Raw genomic sequence first — 18675 nt, 5'->3', positions numbered from 1 at the left:
CGTAAAGGTTACAATGAAAAACGTAACTTTGAGGGTGGACAACAACCACTTGCTCGCCGTTTGCCGAAAATCGGTTTCCAATCACGTGTTGTGAAACCAACCACTATCAACGTTGAAAAAGTAAAAGAGATCGCGAATCTTGCTGAAATTACAATGGAGAGTATCCGTGGTGTTCACCGATTGGCTAAATCGGTTGTTAGCGTTAAACTTGTCGGTGCAAGCGCTAAAGATTTAGCATCTAAAATCAAAGACGAAAACGTTACAACAACTGGTAACTAATGAACCAACAACTTGTAAACAAGATCTTAATTACGATCGGTTTTCTATTTATCTACCGTTTACTGGCATACGTGCCGGTACCGGGTGTTGACACAGCCGTCATCGCTTCGTTTTTTGACTCTCACCAAGCTGACGCGTTAGGTCTGTTTAATATGTTTAGCGGAAATGCCGTCGAACGTCTCTCCATCATCTCTCTCGGTATCATGCCTTATATCACCGCATCAATCATCATGGAACTTTTAGCAGCTACATTTCCGAATTTAGCACAAATGAAAAAAGAGCGTGACGGTATGGTGAAATATATGCAGATTATCCGTTATGCAACGATTGTAATTACTATTGTACAAGCGATCGGGGTAAGTGTCGGATTGCAAAGTATGACAGGCAAAGACGGCAGCAGTGCTATTTTGGTCGATCATAGTACATTTGTCACTTTGGCAGTTGTGTCGATGTTGGCAGGAACTATGTTGTTGATGTGGATCGGTGAGCAGATTACCCAAAGCGGTATCGGAAACGGTGTCTCTTTGATCATCTTCGCCGGTATCGTTTCGGCAATTCCGAGTGCTATTTCTCAGGCGGTTACGATGGTTAATACCGGAGCAATGGGATTCTTGTCATTGATCGGTATTATTGCTTTAGTGGTCGCAACGGTTTTGGTCATTATCTATGTCGAGTTGGGTGAGCGCCGTATTCCGGTGACATACGCTAAAAAGACAATGATGCAAAATCAAAACAAACGGGTTATGAACTACATTCCGGTCAAAGTAAATCTATCAGGTGTTATTCCGGTTATTTTCGCTTCGGCTATTTTGATGTTCCCGATGACCGTAATGTCATCAAGTACCAATCCAACGATTCAAGCAATCGCGGATGTTCTTAATCCGAATCACTATTTCTTTAACTTTTTGACTTTTGTGTTTGTCGTATTCTTTGCATTCTTCTATGCGTCTATCGTATTTAATGCTAAAGATATTGCCGACAATCTAAAACGTCAAGGCGGGTTTATTCCGGGTGTTCGTCCGGGAGAATCAACCAAAGAGTTTTTGAATGACACAGCAGGGCGTTTGACCATTACGGGAGCAATTTATCTCGGTCTTATCGCAACCTTGCCGTGGGTCATCGTAAAAGCGATGGGGGTTCCGTTCTTTTTCGGAGGGACGGCAGTTCTCATCGTGGTTCAGGTAGCATTGGACACTATGCGTCGTATTGAAGCACAAGTGTACATGAGCAAATACCAAACCCTTAGCGCGGTTGGCCTGTAACAATGGCGATTGCGCTACGCAAAAATGATGAAATAGCTTCACTTCGTGCCGCGAATAAAATCGTCGGTGCGACCTTGGAGCTGTTAGCTTCCCATACTAAGCCGGGAATCACCCTAAAAGAGCTTGACGCACTAGGTGAGGAGTATATCCGAAGCCAAGGCGCCAGCCCCTCTTTTAAAGGGCTCTACGGTTTTCCAAGCGCCGTTTGTACCTCAGTCAATGAAGTGATCATTCACGGTATCCCTACCGATTACGTTTTACGTGAGGGTGATATTGTCGGATTTGACGTTGGTACCAAAAAAGGGGGCTATTTTGGAGATGCGGCTATTACGGTCGGTGTCGGAGCGATTAGCTCTGAAGACGAAGCGTTGATCGCCTGTTCCAAAGATGCCCTCTACTTTGCCATCGACATTATCAAAGACGGAATGCGCTTCAAAGAACTTTCCTATGAGATAGAGCAATTTATTCTCGGACGGGGATTTGTCCCATTACGCGGATTTTGCGGTCACGGCATCGGTAAAAAACCGCATGAAGAGCCGGAGATTCCAAACTATATGGACGGTGCAAACGCGAAAGCGGGCCCGAAAATTAAAAATGGAATGGTTTTTTGTCTGGAACCGATGATCTGTCACAAAGAGGGGACTTCCAAAATCCTGGCTAACGGCTGGGATGTGGTAAGTACGGATGGGCTGAGAGGCTCTCATTACGAGCATACGGTTGCAATCATCAACGGTAGAGCTGAAATATTATCAATCGCGTAAAGGAATAATATGGCAAAAGATGATGTCATTGAAGTAGACGGAAAGATTATTGAGGCACTACCGAATGCAACGTTTCGTGTTGAGTTGCCGAATGGTCATGTGATTTTGTGTCATATCGCAGGTAAAATGCGTATGCACTATATTAAAATTCTCCCCGGTGATACGGTGAAAATCGAATTGACTCCATACAGCTTGGATAAAGGTCGAATTACCTATCGTTACAAATAAATCTTCCCCCTTTCGGGAAGAGATAACTATTTTTTGATAAGGGAATTACATTTATGAAAAAACAGTTATATATCGTCTTATTCTTTTGCTCTTCACTCTTCGCTTTTGACTCACAACAATCATTTTGGGAAACTTATACGGCTGCGCTTCGAGGCGATAAAATAGCCCAATTTCAAACAGGGGTTATCTACGAGCGTGGGATAGGTGTAGAAGAGAACCAAACACTGGCGGCACAGTGGTTTGAAAAATCGGCCGAGCAGGGATATGTCGATGCACAATATAACATCGCGATAATGTATGCTTCAGGGCGGGGTGTCGCAGCTAATGAGGGGCTAGCGATGATGTGGCTTGCCCGTGCGGCAAAACAAAAAGATCCTGAGGCACGTAAACTTCTTCTCAAAATTATAGATGGAGAGTTGGACGGTGATAAGCGCAGTGCGGATGAAAACGCTTCGGTTGATGAAACTATAGTTGAAATTCCGCCGTGCACCTTGATTACTAAAGCGGATGCCATGATTTGTGATCAACGTAAGCACTGTGAAGCATACAAAGCTAACAGTGCTTTGACATCGGTTAGTAAAAGAGGAGAATTTTACAAAATCAGCGGCACGGTGACTAAAAAAGGGTGGAAACCGTATGTAAAAGAGGGGTGGATTGATGAAGCCAGCGTCGAGGTTCGACGCTGAAGAGAGTTATTTTACAAAGCTACAGCAGTAATCGCTGATCGTTTTAACTTTCAGATGAAAAGCACTGTTGGCAGGGACATCGAAACTTTGTGGTCCTGTGATAGACACCCATTCGTCTGAACCCGGAAGCTGAACTTCCATCTCTCCGCTCATGATCTCCATAATCTCGGCATCACCTGTGTTAAATGTGTATTCGCCCGGCAACATAATCCCGAGGGTTTTGATAGTTCCGTCTTCGAAACGGAGTGTTCGGCTGGTAACTTTACCGTCGAAATAGATATTCGCTTTTTTATCAGCAGTTACATTGGTAAATTGTGACATTTGATTCCTTTTAAAATAGTGGTGCAATTATAGCGGGTTGATCTCTTTCTTGATCTTTTTTGGGAGATGAGCAAAGGGAAAATCGGAGACAATTTTGATCTCGTCCCCCTCTTTGATCTCTACTTCTAAATCCATAGAGGCTCGTTTCATTGAAATAAGAGTGATGGTCCGATCTCCCTCAGTGTATGAAATTTTACGAGGACGAAGCTGAATGACGGCATTGTTTTTTAGTGGTCTATATCCCATAAATTCCGTTCTCCTGAACTGTTATTTTTTTTGAGTCGACGAGCTGGGTCAATGCCGCTTTGAAATTTTTCTTGCTGAGTCCGAATGTTTTTTGGATGAGATCGGGATCACTTTTGTAGTTGTACGGCAACATTCCGCCGTTGGCTTGAATCATGGAAAAAATTTTATCGGCGGCACTGGAGGCTTTCGCTTTACCGACCATCTGCAACGAGAGATCGAGCTTTCCATCGGGGCGTAAAAGTTTGATAAATCCTTTTTTGATCTGACCGACACGGACATCTTCAAAAATCTCATTGGCGTAAATCATCCCCTCGTATTTATGATCCACGATTACTTTGTACCCCATAGGGGTTTTGGCGATAATCATAAACTCTACGGGTGTGTTAGGATAAAAGCTCTTCGGGGGAATTTCTAATGCACCGCTGATTTTTTCCGTTCCCACGAGGCGGTTGGTCTGCTCATCGAGGATGACTCGAACGAGACGTTTTTCCCCGACGGCAAACGGGCGTTTTTGGAGTGCTCTTGGGACGAATAGATCTTTGGGCAATCCCCAATCCACAAATGCACCGATGGAGCTGGTATCAACCACTTCAACAAAGGCGATCTCATTCACCATCGCTTTAGGCATTACCGTTGTTGCAACGGGACGATCTTCGCTGTCGGTATAGACAAATACATCGATCGTATCGCCGATATGCATCGACTCGGTGACGTATTGGTTCGGCAGTAATATATCGCTCTCATCCAGTGCACGCAAGAATAGTCCCGGCACGGTAGAGCGGTCGATAACGAGGATATTGATCTCCCCGACTTTTAGTGTTTCATTCATGGGTATAATTATATCGACTATTTGCTTGCAGGAGAAAAGGATGAGAATTGTAATTACGGGTGCAAGCAGCGGTTTAGGAGAAGCGTTAGCGCTTCATTACGCCACGAAAGAGAACCAGCTTGTATTGATAGCCCGCAGAGAAAATCGTTTGGACGACGTAGCACAACGGTGTCGAGGCAAAGGTGCGCAGGTGGAGACGATTGTCGCCGATGTCAATAACTTTGAGCGAATGAGAGAGATCGGAGTGCATTTAAGTGAACAACCGATTGATTGGATTATCCTCAACGCTGGGGTTTCGGTCGGACACGGTGGGGGAGTAACGCCGTTTGAAGATTTTGAACGATTGTTTAAAACCAATTTTCTGAGTGTACATGCATTGTTAGAACCGATAATACCAAAACTGATGGAGCAAAAGTCGGGAGAAGTCATCTTTATTTCTTCATTGGCATCCCTCTTTACTATGCCCACCTCTATCGCCTACAGCAGTTCTAAGCGGGCCATCAATGCCTATGCGGAGGGGTTGCATTATCAGTTAAAGCCGCACGGTATTAGTGTCATGACGATCATGCCCGGATTTATCGATTCGGAGATGACGCAGAAGAACCGATTTAAAATGCCGTTTTTGATGAGTACCGAGGAGGGGATAGCGCGGATTACCCATGCGATTGAACGGAAAAAAATACGCTATGCTTTTCCTTTTAGATTTTACTTAATGATTCGAATTGTCTCTTGGTTTCCGCAGTCCTTAAGAGACAAAATTGTAAACTTCACTAATTTTAAAAAGGGTGCATAACCCGTACTACCAAGGAAATATCCGATGACAATCGACAGCGTTTGTACCTATTGCGGTGTAGGATGTGATATTTCTGCTGAAGTGGAAGATAACAAAATCCAAAAAATCTCTGCCAAAGAAGAGGGAACCGTTTCGCAGGGGCGGCTCTGTATCAAAGGGAAACAGGGGTGGGATTTCCTGACTCACTCAAAACGGCTCCGAAATGCCCGCGTGCGTAAATCCTTTTGGGCAAAAAACGTTTCACTGTTCGCCGATATGGATATGGACTATCTCGAACCGGTTGATCATGACTTTTATGAGATCAGCTATGAGAGTGCGTATGAACTGGTCGCCCGCAAGCTCCGCTCCATCACCGATGAACACGGCTCGCACAGTTTTGCCGCGATCGGCGGAGCTCGAACGAGCTGTGAGGGTTCCTATCTGTTTCAGCATTTTACCCGTCACGTAGTCGGATCTCCGCACGTTGATAACTGCGCCCGTGTCTGCCACTCCCCCTCTTTGAAAGGGATGCGTACCACGATCGGTGAGGGGGCAATGACCAATCCGTTTGACGATATATACGAAACCGAGTTTATGGTGGTGATGGGTTCCAACACGACTGAGGGTCATCCTATCGTGGCGAATCGTATGCTCGATGTAATCAAACAAAAAGAGGTAGAATTGGCGGTTCTCGATGTTCGCCGTATTCAGCTCTCCAAATCTGCAACGCACCATTTGAGTATCCCCTATGAAGCCAATCTGATGATGCTCAATATGATGGCGTATGTCATTATCAGCGAGAACTTGGTCAATACCGAATTTGTGAACACACGAACCAAGGGGTACGAAGAGTATAAAAACGCTATCCTCAACGACCCTTATGCCAACCCTGAATTTCTATTGCAAGTCCCTGGTTATGAATCGCTGATGAACGAAATCCGCACGGTTGCCCGAAAATACGCAACCCGCAAAAGTCTCTTTTTCTGGGGGCTGGGAATTACGGAACATTTAGATGGCTCCTATGCCGTTATGGCGATAACCCATTTGGCGATGCTCACCGGAAATATCGGTAAGCGCGGAGCGGGGCTGATGCCGCTTCGGGGACAAAACAATGTTCAGGGGACGTGTGATGTGGGGATGTTGCCGTATTTTGCCCCCGATTATCAGCAGCCCAAAGAAGAGGGGCTGATGACTCCCGATCTGATCGATGCGATGGTTGATGGCAAGATCAAAGCGCTGTACAATATCAGCGAAGACATCGCTCATATCCACCCGAATCAAACAAAAATCCATGCGGCGTTGAGCAACTTGGATCTGCTCGTCGTGAACGAATTATTCGATAATGAGATTACGAAATTCGCGGACATTATTTTCGGGGTGAAAAGTGCCTACGAAAAGACCGGAGTCTATGTCAATGCGGAGCGACGGCTCCACCTTTCGCAGCCGTTAGTGAATGTGATGATGCCCGATGACTGGGAAGTGATCGCCGAAATCTCCAAACGCTACGGAGAAGATTTCGGATGCAAGAGCTCTCGGGATGTGTGGGAAAAAGTACGTATAGATGCACCGAGACGTTTCGGCGGAGCGAGCTACGAAAAACTCGAAGCCAATCGGTTGCGCGGGTTGCAGTGGCCGGTGCAGGAAGAGGATATGCCGGTACTCCACATCGATACGTTCCGAACTCACGACGGCTACGGGACGTTTCATTATCATCAGTATGCTCCGCGCGGTCAAGTTGCCGAACTGCGAAGTGATGGCAAACATGAGGGGTACTATCTCACGACGGGGCGTATTTTGGTTCATTACAATAACGCCGCCCAAACCAAAGCGTGCGATAAACTAAACCGTTCCCACAGTGAAGATACGTTGTTGGTGAGTGTCGAGGATGAGGAGTTTTTCGAATACAAAGATTTTGTCGTCCTCAAAAGCCAATACGGTCAAAGCGCACCGTTGCGGGTAAAGGTTAGCTCAACCGTTAAAAAAGGGACCCTTTTTACGACGTTCCATCATGCCGCAAGCAAAATCAACTTTCTCTTCGGGGATGAGTGCGACGAGCTGATTAAAACGGCACAGTTTAAATCGATCAAAGTCGAGGTAATTAAACCCGACTATCTGGATTAAACTCGTGCACACCCGTGCAAAAGGCAATATTGCCGAAGAGCGCGGGTGTGCATATCTCCGAAATCACGGGTATCGGGTTATCGACCGAAATGTCTATAACCGTTTCGGCGAGATCGATATTATCGCTATGCGCGATAATGTACTTCATTTTGTCGAAGTGAAAAGTGCGATGAGTTATGAGCAGGCAGTCAACAACATCACCGCTTCGAAACTCCAAAAATTAAACCGTACCATCCAAACCTACCTTCAGCAAAAACGGCTCAATCTGGACTATTGCATCGATGCTCTCATCGTGACTGATAGCGGGATAGAACATATCGAGAACATTACCCTTTGAAATATCACAATTATTTATAATATAAATTCATCGAAAATTCATAATTTATAATTAAACTTTATTTTATTCTATTAAAAATAGAATTTGAATTACTATCTTGATTCGAATAAAGATAAAGGGTTGTGAAATGAATAGACCAACGCCTACCGATGTTGAAGTCAAGTTTGAAGGCGGGAACATGATTACCGAAACCGATCTTCACGGCAAAATCACGTATGTAAACCGACTCTTCATACAGATGTCCGGGTATGAAAAAGAGGAGTTGATAGGTAAGCCGCACTCTATTATCCGACACCCTGATATGCCAAAATGCTGTTTTCAGTCTATGTGGGAAACGGTAGAGAGGGGATACCCGTGGGAAGGGTATGTAAAAAATCTGCGCAAAGACGGCGCTTTTTATTGGGTTATTGTGACCGTAACCCCTAAGTACGATGAATCAGGAAAAATTTGCGGGTTCATAGCGGTACGAAAGCCACCTGGGGAATTAACCTTAGAAGAGATCAAAGCCAAATATACGCAAATGATGGAAAAAGAGGTTTGTCGACAAGAAAATAACGACTTTGTCCCTGAACTATTTAAGCAGTTGAGTACGGGGTAAAAGAGGTTGTGCTGAGAAAAATTGGGTGATTTATCCAATAAGTCATTTTAAAGATTGGAGAGTTATAATAGCTCATAATAAACATTCGCAATCAAGGAAGTATAATGGCTAAATACGTAGAATTAACCGCATCAAATTTTGGTGATGTTACCAAAGAGGGTGTATCGCTTGTCGATTTTTGGGCTCCTTGGTGTGGACCATGCCGTATGATCGCTCCGGTCATCGAAGAGTTGGCGGCAGAGTTTGAAGGTAAAGCAAACATCTGTAAAGTAAATACGGATGAGGAGCAAGATATTGCAGTTAAATACGGTATCCGCTCTATCCCGACAATCCTTTTCTTCAAAAACGGCGAAGTCGTTGAACAAATGGTCGGTGCCGCTTCTAAACAAGCGTTTGCTGACAAACTAAACGCATTATTGTAATCTACCTTTTGACCCTTTCGGGTCAAATTTCCCCTCATTACGTATCTTCTCTAAAATTTTTCTAAAACGATTTTGTTTGTAACTCCCCTTTGGCAGGGTTTAACTACAAAAGAGTATGATATATCAAATTAAAAGCGGAGGCTTCGGATATGTTGGATTGTGCAATTATCGGGGGGGGACCTGCAGGGCTTACCGCAGGATTATATACCACACGAGGTGGTTTGGATAATGTTACGATGTTTGAGAAAGGGATGCCCGGCGGTCAGATTACGATGAGCTCCGAGATCGAAAATTATCCGGGTGCTACGGCTCATAATTTGAGCGGAATGGATTTGATGATTCCGTGGCCGGAACAATGCCAACGTTTCGGGCTTAAACATGAAATGTCCGAAGTGACCCGTGTATCGCGTCGCGAAGACGGTATTTTTCTAATCCAAAAATCGGATGGAACAAGTAACGAAGCCAAAAGTGTGATCGTCTGTACGGGTTCAGCTCCAAAGCGTGCGGGATTTATCGGAGAGGATACCTTTTTTGGTCGGGGAGTGAGTACCTGTGCTACCTGTGACGGGTTTTTCTATAAAAACAAAGAAGTCGCGGTAATCGGCGGCGGCGATACGGCGCTCGAAGAGGCACTTTATTTGGCAAAAATTTGTACCAAAGTCTATCTTATCCATCGTCGTGACACCTTTCGTTCGGCTCCTAATACGATTGCACGAGTAAAAGCCGCTCAAAATATCGAGCTTGTTTTAAATGCCGTTCCCGAAGAGGTATTCGGCGGGGCGATGGGGGTCGATGGGATTCGAGTCAAGCTCGAAGACGGCTCGATTCGTCAAATCGATGTTCCGGGAGTCTTTACATTTGTCGGATACAACGTCAACAACCAAGTGCTGATCCAAGAAGACGGAAGTTTTCTGTGCGACATGACCCCATGGGGTGAGGTAAAAGTCGATTTGAGTATGAGAACCTCGGTTCCGGGGCTGTTTGCCGCTGGGGATATGCGTGAATCGGCACCCAAACAGGTCGTTTGTGCGGCGGGTGACGGTGCCGTTGCCGCATTGCAAGCGATTACTTATGTGGATGAACATCATTAATATTTTAAATGGGCATTTACGCCCTTTTAAAGGCGAAAAGGGTAAAATATCCTTATTAATGTTTGAATAGGAATGCTACACAATGATTAGAGCAGGTGTATTTGGCGCTGGCGGGCGTGTCGGAAAGCTATTGATTGAAGATTTGCACCACGAGAGCGAGATTTCATTGGGTGCGGTGTATGTGCGCAATGAGCTCAATTTTTCAATCGACCCTTCGGTGTTGGTGACAAACGATATGGGAACGCTACTCAACGGGAGCGATGTCATTATCGATTTTTCATTGCCGGAAGCAACACAGCTTTTACTCGAAAAAGCGATTGAACACCCTACGCCTTTGGTGATCGGGACGACGGGACTTGATACCCATCAGATGAATCTGCTTAAAACGGCGAGTGAATCGATGCCGATTTTGTATGCAACCAATATGTCATTGGGTGTTGCATTGCTCAGCAAGTTGGTTAATATTGCCGCAAAAACACTCGACGGGTTTGATATTGAGATTGTTGAACAGCATCATCGACATAAAAAAGATGCTCCGAGCGGTACGGCATTGACTCTGGCTCATTCCGCGGCAACCGGACGAAATCTCGATCTTGATGCGGTACGCATCAGCGGTCGTAACGGAAATATCGGTGAACGTACCAAGGATGAGATTGCGGTGATGGCACTTCGCGGCGGTGATATTGTCGGACGTCATACGGTCGGTTTTTACAATGACGGAGAGTTTGTGGAACTTCATCACACGGCAACAAGCCGCAATACGTTCTCCAAAGGTGCCATTCGTGCGGCGAAATGGTTGGCCGGAAAACCAAACGGTCTCTACAGTATCCAAGACTGTTTAGAACTTGCATAAGGAAAAAGTGTGCGTAGCTTAAATGAAAAATGTGCGGTTGTCGGTATTTTCGACCATCCTGAAGCCTCAAAATTAGCCTATTTCTCCCTCCACGCCCTCCAACACCGCGGTCAAGAAGCTGCGGGTATCAGTACGGGTGACGGACAAAAACTTTACACGATCAAAGATCGCGGTTTAGTAACACAGGTATTTGATACCCAAAAACTTAACACCCTCAAAGGGCATATGGCGATCGGGCATACCCGCTACTCTACGGCGGGAGATGATTCGATCCTCGATGCACAGCCGGTATTCGCCCGTTATGATTTGGGTGAGATGTCGATTGTTCACAACGGAAATCTCACGAATGCCAAAGAGGTTCGGGATGCCCTGATCAAAAAAGGGGCGATTTTCCAAACCTATATGGATACCGAAAATCTGATCCATTTGATCGCCAAAAGTGATCAGCACCACTTGACGGATCGTATCATCGATGCGGTCAAAAAGATCGAGGGGGCATACTCTCTCGTATTCCTCAGCCGAACCAAGATGTTCGCGATGCGCGATCCGCACGGATTCCGTCCGCTCAGCCTCGGACGTGTCGGAGACGGCTATGTCGTTGCGTCTGAAACGTGTGCGTTTGATCTCATCGGTGCGGAATACATCCGTGACGTGGAACCGGGTGAATTGCTGATTTTCGAAAAAGGGAAAGCGCCTAAATCGATCAAAGTATTCGAACCGACGCCGAAACACTGTATTTTCGAGTACGTCTATTTTGCACGTCCTGACTCAAACGTCTATACCCAAAATGTTTATGAGATGCGTAAAGCGATGGGTAAAGCATTGGCAAAAGAACAGCCGATTGAAGCCGATATGGTCGTTCCTGTCCCTGATGGCGGTGTCCCTGCGGCAATCGGTTATTCTCAAGCGAGCGGTATCCCTTTTGAGATGGCGATTATGCGTAATCACTACATCGGACGTACTTTCATCGAGCCGACACAAGAGATGCGTGATTTGAAAGTAAAAATGAAGCTCTCACCGATCAATGATCTCATCCGAGGTAAACGGCTCATCGTGATCGATGACTCGATCGTTCGCGGAACCACCAGCCGTCAAATCGTCCGTATGCTCAAAGCGGCAGGAGCATCAGAGGTGCATATGCGTATCTCCAGCCCTCCGACAACCGATCCGTGCTACTACGGTGTCGATACGCCGGACAAAGAGAAGCTCATTGCCGCAAATATGACCAATGCCGAGATTTGTGCGTTTATCGAAGCGGACTCGTTGGGGTATTTGAGCAATGAAGCGTTGCTCAGCAGTGTAAACGGCAAAGAAGAGAATTACTGTACGGCTTGCTTCACCGGCAAATATATTATTTAAAAGCATCTTTTATGCGGGAACAGATTTTTACATTCGGGCAATATTTGCATCGTAAATTCGGAGTAAAAGTCTCAAAAGTTCCCGTCTCAATCTCAGGCTTTACCTGCCCGAATATCGACGGAACGGTAGCCAAAGGGGGATGTACGTTTTGTGAGAACGATTCGTTCAGCCCCAGTTTGGATCGTGCCCGTACCCTCAAAGGTTTTTTCCTCAACCTCCAATCAACCTCGAATCCCCATTTGGAAAAACAGCTTCAGCAGTTAGAATGGCAATTTGATGCTCTCTCAAAGCGTCTGCACGATGAAAACGGCGCTGAAAAATTTATAGTCTATTTTCAAAGCTTTACCAATACCTATGCTCCGTTGGAAACCCTCAAAGCACTGTATGAAAAAGCACTCTCTTTTGAAAATGTGGTAGGGCTCAGTATCGGAACCCGTTCGGATAGTATCAGCGACGAGACGTTTGAATATTTAGCAGAGCTTTCTCAGAAAACGGAGATATGGGTTGAGTTTGGGATCCAATCGATTTACGATGAGACACTGGAACGGATCAATCGTGGACATGACAGCGCCAATGTAAAAGAGGCGATTACTAAAGCGAAATCATACGGGTTGAACGTATGCGGTCATTTGATCTTCGGACTCCCCTCAGAGAGCAAAGAGATGATGCTCAATACCGCAAAAGAGGCCTATACGCTGGGAATCGATTCTGTTAAGTATCATCCGCTCTATGTGGTCAAACGTACCGCACTGGCGAATGAATACGCTCGCGGTGAGTTTAAACCGATAGATGAAGCGCTTTATTTAGAGGTTCTGAAAGAGGCGATCTTACTTAAACCCACAAACGTGAGTGTACAGCGAATCAGTGCGGGGGTTGATGATGAGAGTTTGATTGCACCGCTATGGTGCAAAGATAAAAACGGCCAAATCCGGAAGATCAACGATGCGTTGAAATCGCTCGGATTGAAGTACTAAAGTTTAATAGTCGGCTCTAGCGGTGACATCGAAAGAGGCACCTTTGAAATGGGAAGGATAGTCCATCATGATCCGAAACGGTTTTGATCTGCCGGGGTTTAAATAGTCTGCGACAACGTGTTCTTCAACAATATTTTGCCGTTTAAACTTCGGATTGCCACCTTCATAGATTTCGGCAAATACGGATGGTTGAGAAAAAATTGAATTTCCCCCTTTTCCCTCACCCCGTGTATTGCTTAGTTTGATTGTCGCCACAACATTTGCTACGGGAAAGTTGCCCACATTGCGAACCGTCCCTTTAATCATAATTTGTTCCGATTGATAAAATCGCTTTTGTTCTAAGTTGCTGACTTCGACCAGATAAACATTTTCGTTGATCGATTTCCAGCTAAAGAGACCGATTAGCACAAGAACGAGGATAATGGTCGTTAATATCGAATATTTTGAATTACTTCTGAGCGACAGAACCGTTCCTAAAATAAAAAAGAGGCCTAATGCCCCTATTAAAAGATAATGCCATGGTGTTAGCGGGCTCATCTGCATTCTCCTTTTATCGTGATGTTATAGTCTTTCGCATAACGAAACGGTTCAACAAAAAGTTTGAAATGGGCCGTTTCGCCGGGATCAATCGGTTTGGTCACTATTACCGATCCTTTTTTAAATGGGAGATAGGGGTAAAGACGATCGAGGTATTTGTAGTGACTCACTTTATAGACCCCTGCATGAATAGTACACTCCTTAAAAGAGCGTTTGGAGGTATTGTTAATATCCCCTTTGATCAAAAGTGCTTCAGTGAACTCCAGTGCTTTTACTTCATGGAGAATGATGGTATTTTTAAAGAGATAGCGATGAAGTTGTATATACCCTACAATCGGCCCTACCGTTAATACACCGAATGCTAAAAATACGAATGTGACAGCTATCGCCATTTTGTGTCGCAGGGCAATAGCCAACACTAGCAATAAGAGAAAAAGGACAAAAATTCCTCCGAAAAGGAAGTAGTCGTAGATAATCAGATGGTGGATAAAATCGATTATTTTTGCTTTCATTTTTCCCTAGCGTTTTTCTCCGCAATCCCGCTCATCCCAAATCGTCGGGCAAGCTCTTGTTTGATACGATCGGGAGAGATATTTTTGTGTCCCAGTGCAACCAAGACATGATAGACTAAATCGGCACATTCGTAAATTATTTCATCTTCATTGCCGTCTTTGATCGCAAAGCTGAACTCTCCCGCCTCTTCGACCACTTTTTTGAGGATCGTGTTATCCCCTTTACTGAGCAGTTTTGCCGTCCAAGAGGTTTCGGGATCAGCGTTTTTACGGCTTAAGATCGTATGGTAAAGCTCATCAATAATGCCGTAGGTAGCCGCTGTATCGATTTGAGGTTCACTGATGCTATCACCCGTTTCGATGTCGGTAAAGAAGCACGATTTGCGTCCGGTATGGCACGCTACCCCTTCTTGACGCACGATAATGAGGAGTGTGTCATTATCGCAATCGAGTAAGAAGCGTTCAATATGTTGGAGATGACCGCTCGATTCCCCTTTTTTCCAAAGACGTTGTTTGGAACGGGAGAAGTAGTGGGCTATTCGCGTCGAGAGGGAGAGTTCTAAGGCTTCACGGTTCATGTACGCCATCATCAGCACTTCGAGTGTTGTTGAGTCTTGGACGATTACGGGGAGAAGCTCTGATTTAGCCCAGTCGATTTGATCAAGATTCATCGTTTATTTCCCTGTTGAGCTTATTTTTTGGCTGTCGCCGCTTTTGGTATCGAGCCAAATATTAGGTGTTGATCCACCCGGTGTTAGGAAGATCTTTGCATCTTTGTTCTCTTTGAGCGCTTCATTGAATTTTCCTTGAACTTGGATTTGCTCCAATTTCAATAATCCCGGTGTGAGTGATGCTCCGATAAGGCGGTTGGCTTTGGCTTGTGCTTCAGCTTGAATGGTTACTGCATTTGCGGTACCTTGGGCTTCGGTCTCTTTTTTGAATGCCTCTTGTTTAGCTCGCTCAACATCTTGTTGGGCACGCTCTACCTCTTGTTTGGCGACTTGAACCCGTTCGATTTGATCTTTCACTTTTTGAGGAAGACCGATTTCCCGAAGCTGGATCGACTCTAATTGTGCCGGAGCATTTTTTTGCCCCTCTACCGTTTTGCGGATTCCCGCTTCGATTTGGGTCGCAATAGCGTTACGCATGATTGGGAGATTTTCCGCTTCATATTGACCGACAACGTTTCGAACGACATCGCGTGCTACCGGATCGATAATTTTATCTTCCCAGCTAAAGCCCCAGTTGGAAATGGTTTTGGCTGCCAACTGAGCATTTAATCGGTATTGAACGGTAATATCGATAGAGACCGGAAGCCCTCGTTTGTCTAAAACGGTAATCGCCGGTTTAAGGACAATCCCATCCCCCGCGGTGGAAGCTCGGTCGATTTTGTCAGCATAGTTGATAATACGCACTTTGGTATCGACAATATAGATTTTTTGGATGAGCGGTATCATAAAATGAAGCCCCGGCATCAGAGCCTGATCACTGTATTTCCCGTTGGTAGAGAGGATACCTCTCTCCCCCTCGGTGATGATAACGAACGGTTTGGTCAAAATAAGGAGCAACACAAACCCGCCGATAGCCCATAACATCCCTGCTTTTTGGGAATTCATATTGAAGTCCATTTTTGGCGGTTTAGGAGCCTGAAATCCGCCCCCTCGTTGCTCTTCTTTTTTCTTTTTATTGAAATAGTCGTTCATATCACTTGCCATAATTTTCCTTTTACGATAAATCTCCAGCATTTATGCTGGAAGCTTTAGGGGGTTGCAAGGGACAAAATTGTCCCTGCACTAAAATGGGCTTTGCCCGTTTTAGTATTTTAATCTATATACGTTAAATAGTGCTCGAAGTCCGGATTACGTCCGTAAACGATGTCGAAATAGCCGTTTTGTAGTTTTTCGGTCAACGGTCCGCGTCCGCCTGCACCGAGTACGCGAGCATCGACTTCGCGGATCGGAGTGAGCTCTGCCGCCGTTCCGGTGAGGAACGCTTCATCGGCGATATAGATCTCTTCACGGGTAATTTTTCTGCGCGTTACTTTGATCCCCATTTTTTCTGCCATTTCGATAACCGTTTTTTGGGTGATCGATACGAGAGAGTTGTCATTCGGAGGGGTGATGAGCTCACCGTCTTTAATCATAAAAAATGCCGCACCGCTTGCTTCGGCAACGTACCCCTCATCATCGAGGAGCAATGCTTCATCATACCCCGCTTCAACCGCTTCAAATTTTGCCATTTGAGAGTTTAGGTAGTTTCCGACTGCTTTGGCTTTGCCCATGTTTGATTTGTTATTAGGGCGGCTGAACGATGAAATTTTAAGACGAATCCCTTTTTTCATCCCCTCTTCACCCAGATATGCGCCCCATTCCCATGCCGCTACCGCAACTTCGACGGGAGCATCTTTGTGATAAATCCCCATAACGCCGTATCCGAGGTAAACGATAGGGCGGAGATAGACGTTTTCACCGGTAAAACCGTTTTCACGAATGACATCGATTTGGGCTTGGTTGAGCTCTTCGAGTGTGTAGGGAACATTCAAAAGGGTCATTTTTGCCGATTCGAGGAGACGTTTTGTGTGGTCGTTCAAACGAAAAATCGCGTATCCTTTTGGGGTTTTGTAAACCTTTGTCCCTTCGATAACACCGTTTCCATAATGCAATGTGTGGGCAAGGACGTGAATTTTTGCGTCATTCCATGCGACAAGATTACCGTTCATCCAAATATATTTGGCTTCGTTCATAGGGAAAATCTCCAAAAGAAAAATTGGGAGATTTTAGCGCAGTTGGGGTTTAAGGTTTATTAAGGGGTTCAAGATTTACCCAAAAGGGTACTTTGCCCGCGATTGCGGGAAAGATTAATGGGAGGGGGTGTTAATCATCCAAATCGAAAAAATATCGAGGTAATCCCAAAACGATTGGATGTATTCGGGATTTACCCCTTCTGCTTCAAGTGGGGGGAGAAGCTCGGCATAGAACTCAAGCCAGCGGCGGCGTCCATGCTCATCGATACGAAACGGAGCATGACGACCGACCATACGAGGCTCACCCCGTGTTTGAGCAAAATAGTCGGGTCCTCCGCAGATTTGGATCAGAAAATCGGCGGCGTGTTTTTTGGCAGCTGCAAAATCTTCTTCGTCATTCACGGGGAACAAAAACGAGATGTCGCTGTTGCGGATCATCTCATAATGATCATCGACCAATTTACGAAAACGCTCTTCGCCCACTTGGAAAAAGAATCCCGGATGAGGTTTGGTAACGGGAGGGCGAACCCCTAGCGCACCGTCGGAAATTTTAAGCTCTAGCATGATGATCCTCTGCGTATTTTTGAGACACATTCTAAAGAGAAGATGAAAAGAAAGAGCTTAAACTCTCCTCTGCGTTCTCTTTTTAGGTGATGATTTGTATAATTGAAACATAATTTAATGGCGGAGACGAATACATGGATGCACACGTTTGGATGGGGTCACGTCAGGTTGTAACATCTTGTTACACGGAGCGTCTCAGCCCGTATGACGGACGTGTTGTGTCACGTGCGGCGCAGTGCAGTTCAGAGGATGCTCACCAAGCTCTTCGTATTGCTCAAAATGCCTCCAAAGCCGCTAAAAAAATTCCACTCCATCAGCGATGTACATGGTTGTTGGATGTCGCGGCAAAACTCCGCCAACAGCGTGAAGAATTTGCAAACGTTTTGTGTGATGAGGTAGGTAAACCGATCACCTATGCGAGGATCGAAGTGGATCGATGTATCGAGACGATCACCCTCTCTGCTGAGACGATGCGTACCATGCACGGGGAGACGATCAATACCGATGCGATGGCGAGCGGACGAAGTGCCCATGCGTATTGGCATCGTGAGGCGGTAGGGGTTGTGGTAGCGATCACTCCGTTTAATTTCCCCCTCAATCTGGTTGCCCATAAACTCGCACCCGCATTGGTCGCGGGGAATACGGTCGTTCTCAAACCGACCCCTGAAGCACCGCTTTGTGCCTATAAGCTTGCCAAACTTTTTATCGAGAGCCCTTATGCGACGCCTGATGCGCTGAGTGTTGTGTATGGCGATGCGGAGGTAGGGAGCGCGTTGGTGGGCAGCGACATCCCCCGTGTCATCAGTTTTACCGGATCGGTTGGGGTAGGCAATATCATTACCCGCAATGCCGGAATCAAAAAAATCTCGTTGGAACTCGGCGGTAATGCGGCGACCTATATCGATACGAGCGCCGATTTGGAGTATGCCGCCGCGCGTTGTGCCATCGGGGCGTTTGTCAACTCCGGTCAGGTGTGTATTTCGCTTCAGCGTATCTATGTGGATAGTTCTATTTATGACACTTTTTCCCAAAAGATGGCAGAAGCTACTGCTAAATTAGTGGTCGGTTCACCGTATAATGACGATACTTTTTTAGGACCGCTCATCAACGATGAAGCAGCGATGCGGGCAATGAACTGGGTCGAGAGTGCGATGGAAGAGGGGGCTCGTTCCCTGACACC

At 45.7% G+C, this 18675-nt stretch carries 24 protein-coding genes; 15 read left to right on the top strand and 9 right to left on the bottom strand.

The window, feature by feature from the left end:
* The 5 genes from VFW36_RS03960 to VFW36_RS03940 all read left to right on the top strand — a co-directional run.
* Nucleotides 1-279 (top strand): uL15 family ribosomal protein (locus VFW36_RS03960; RefSeq protein WP_329657513.1); only part of this gene is annotated, 279 nt, incomplete at its 5' end.
* Entirely contained in the window at nt 279-1541 is a 1263-nt protein-coding gene (gene secY / locus VFW36_RS03955) for a preprotein translocase subunit SecY (RefSeq protein WP_329657512.1), read from the top strand. The genes VFW36_RS03960 and secY, both read left to right, overlap by 1 nt.
* A 2-nt stretch (nt 1542-1543) precedes the next feature.
* Nucleotides 1544-2302: a type I methionyl aminopeptidase gene (gene map / locus VFW36_RS03950; RefSeq protein ID WP_329657511.1), complete on the top strand. Its 759-nt coding sequence runs from the start codon at nt 1544-1546 to the stop codon at nt 2300-2302.
* A gap of 9 nt (nt 2303-2311) precedes the next feature.
* Nucleotides 2312-2530, top strand: a complete 219-nt coding sequence (gene infA, locus VFW36_RS03945) for a translation initiation factor IF-1 (protein WP_013459075.1) — start codon at nt 2312-2314, stop codon at nt 2528-2530.
* A 53-nt stretch (nt 2531-2583) separates the two neighbouring features.
* A complete protein-coding gene (locus tag VFW36_RS03940; protein WP_329657510.1) occupies nt 2584-3216 on the top strand; it encodes a tetratricopeptide repeat protein in 633 nt (210 codons plus the stop codon).
* A 6-nt stretch (nt 3217-3222) separates the two neighbouring features.
* Here VFW36_RS03940 and VFW36_RS03935 read toward each other — a convergent pair whose 3' ends face one another.
* The 3 genes from VFW36_RS03935 to VFW36_RS03925 are packed head-to-tail and all read right to left on the bottom strand — an operon-like array spanning nt 3223 to nt 4612.
* Nucleotides 3223-3537, bottom strand: a complete 315-nt coding sequence (locus VFW36_RS03935) for a pyrimidine/purine nucleoside phosphorylase (RefSeq protein ID WP_329657509.1) — start codon at nt 3535-3537, stop codon at nt 3223-3225.
* 27 nt (nt 3538-3564) lie between these two features.
* Nucleotides 3565-3783, bottom strand: a complete 219-nt coding sequence (locus tag VFW36_RS03930; protein WP_329657508.1) for a hypothetical protein — start codon at nt 3781-3783, stop codon at nt 3565-3567.
* Entirely contained in the window at nt 3773-4612 is an 840-nt protein-coding gene (locus VFW36_RS03925; RefSeq protein WP_329657507.1) for a CvfB family protein, read from the bottom strand. Before VFW36_RS03925 ends, VFW36_RS03930 begins: the two co-directional genes overlap by 11 nt.
* 40 nt (nt 4613-4652) lie before the next feature.
* On the opposite strand from VFW36_RS03925, the gene VFW36_RS03920 reads away from it, so the two are divergent.
* The 9 genes from VFW36_RS03920 (at nt 4653) to VFW36_RS03880 (ending at nt 13139) form a co-directional block, all read left to right on the top strand.
* Nucleotides 4653-5405 (top strand): SDR family NAD(P)-dependent oxidoreductase, encoded by a 753-nt coding sequence (locus tag VFW36_RS03920; RefSeq protein ID WP_329657506.1) that lies wholly within the window; start codon nt 4653-4655, stop codon nt 5403-5405.
* Between the two features lie 24 nt (nt 5406-5429).
* Nucleotides 5430-7505 carry a molybdopterin oxidoreductase family protein gene (locus tag VFW36_RS03915; protein WP_329657505.1) on the top strand — a complete coding sequence of 692 codons (2076 nt, stop codon included), beginning with the start codon at nt 5430-5432 and terminating at the stop codon, nt 7503-7505.
* 4 nt (nt 7506-7509) lie between these two features.
* Nucleotides 7510-7842, top strand: coding sequence for a YraN family protein (locus tag VFW36_RS03910; RefSeq protein WP_329657504.1), 333 nt, complete (start codon nt 7510-7512; stop codon nt 7840-7842).
* 127 nt (nt 7843-7969) lie between these two features.
* The gene (locus VFW36_RS03905; RefSeq protein WP_329657503.1) at nt 7970-8440 is read left to right on the top strand and encodes a PAS domain-containing protein; all 471 of its coding nucleotides are present in this window, start codon (nt 7970-7972) and stop codon (nt 8438-8440) included.
* A 104-nt stretch (nt 8441-8544) separates the two neighbouring features.
* Complete coding sequence (gene trxA / locus VFW36_RS03900) at nt 8545-8862, top strand: thioredoxin (RefSeq protein ID WP_329657502.1); 318 nt, start codon at nt 8545-8547, stop codon at nt 8860-8862.
* A gap of 149 nt (nt 8863-9011) precedes the next feature.
* A complete protein-coding gene (locus tag VFW36_RS03895; RefSeq protein ID WP_329657501.1) occupies nt 9012-9953 on the top strand; it encodes an NAD(P)/FAD-dependent oxidoreductase in 942 nt (313 codons plus the stop codon).
* Between the two features lie 82 nt (nt 9954-10035).
* Complete coding sequence (gene dapB / locus VFW36_RS03890; protein ID WP_329657500.1) at nt 10036-10806, top strand: 4-hydroxy-tetrahydrodipicolinate reductase; 771 nt, start codon at nt 10036-10038, stop codon at nt 10804-10806.
* A 9-nt stretch (nt 10807-10815) separates the two neighbouring features.
* Nucleotides 10816-12165 (top strand): amidophosphoribosyltransferase, encoded by a 1350-nt coding sequence (gene purF / locus VFW36_RS03885; RefSeq protein ID WP_329657499.1) that lies wholly within the window; start codon nt 10816-10818, stop codon nt 12163-12165.
* 11 nt (nt 12166-12176) lie between these two features.
* Entirely contained in the window at nt 12177-13139 is a 963-nt protein-coding gene (locus VFW36_RS03880; RefSeq protein ID WP_329657498.1) for a TIGR01212 family radical SAM protein, read from the top strand.
* Nucleotides 13140-13142: 3 nt separating this feature from the next.
* Here the strand turns inward: VFW36_RS03880 and VFW36_RS03875 are convergent, their stop codons facing one another.
* The 6 genes from VFW36_RS03875 to VFW36_RS03850 all read right to left on the bottom strand — a co-directional run bounded on the left by VFW36_RS03875 (nt 13143) and on the right by VFW36_RS03850 (nt 17495).
* Nucleotides 13143-13676 carry a DUF2393 family protein gene (locus VFW36_RS03875; RefSeq protein ID WP_329657497.1) on the bottom strand — a complete coding sequence of 178 codons (534 nt, stop codon included), beginning with the start codon at nt 13674-13676 and terminating at the stop codon, nt 13143-13145.
* Nucleotides 13673-14188, bottom strand: coding sequence for a DUF2393 family protein (locus tag VFW36_RS03870; protein ID WP_329657496.1), 516 nt, complete (start codon nt 14186-14188; stop codon nt 13673-13675). Before VFW36_RS03870 ends, VFW36_RS03875 begins: the two co-directional genes overlap by 4 nt.
* Complete coding sequence (gene hisIE, locus VFW36_RS03865) at nt 14185-14859, bottom strand: bifunctional phosphoribosyl-AMP cyclohydrolase/phosphoribosyl-ATP diphosphatase HisIE (RefSeq protein ID WP_329657495.1); 675 nt, start codon at nt 14857-14859, stop codon at nt 14185-14187. Before hisIE ends, VFW36_RS03870 begins: the two co-directional genes overlap by 4 nt.
* Nucleotides 14860-14862: 3 nt before the next feature.
* Nucleotides 14863-15903, bottom strand: coding sequence for a prohibitin family protein (locus VFW36_RS03860; RefSeq protein WP_329657494.1), 1041 nt, complete (start codon nt 15901-15903; stop codon nt 14863-14865).
* Between the two features lie 107 nt (nt 15904-16010).
* Nucleotides 16011-16931 carry a branched-chain amino acid transaminase gene (locus tag VFW36_RS03855; protein ID WP_329657493.1) on the bottom strand — a complete coding sequence of 307 codons (921 nt, stop codon included), beginning with the start codon at nt 16929-16931 and terminating at the stop codon, nt 16011-16013.
* Between the two features lie 114 nt (nt 16932-17045).
* Nucleotides 17046-17495, bottom strand: coding sequence for a globin (locus tag VFW36_RS03850; RefSeq protein WP_329657492.1), 450 nt, complete (start codon nt 17493-17495; stop codon nt 17046-17048).
* A 134-nt stretch (nt 17496-17629) separates the two neighbouring features.
* Between VFW36_RS03850 and VFW36_RS03845 the strand changes: the two genes are divergently transcribed.
* On the top strand, nt 17630-18675 hold a 1046-nt coding region (locus VFW36_RS03845; protein WP_329657491.1), incomplete at its 3' end, for an aldehyde dehydrogenase family protein.

It is taken from the genome of Sulfuricurvum sp. (assembly GCF_036279695.1).
Taxonomy (GTDB): domain Bacteria; phylum Campylobacterota; class Campylobacteria; order Campylobacterales; family Sulfurimonadaceae; genus Sulfuricurvum.
This window is presented reverse-complemented; position numbering and strand designations above follow the sequence as displayed.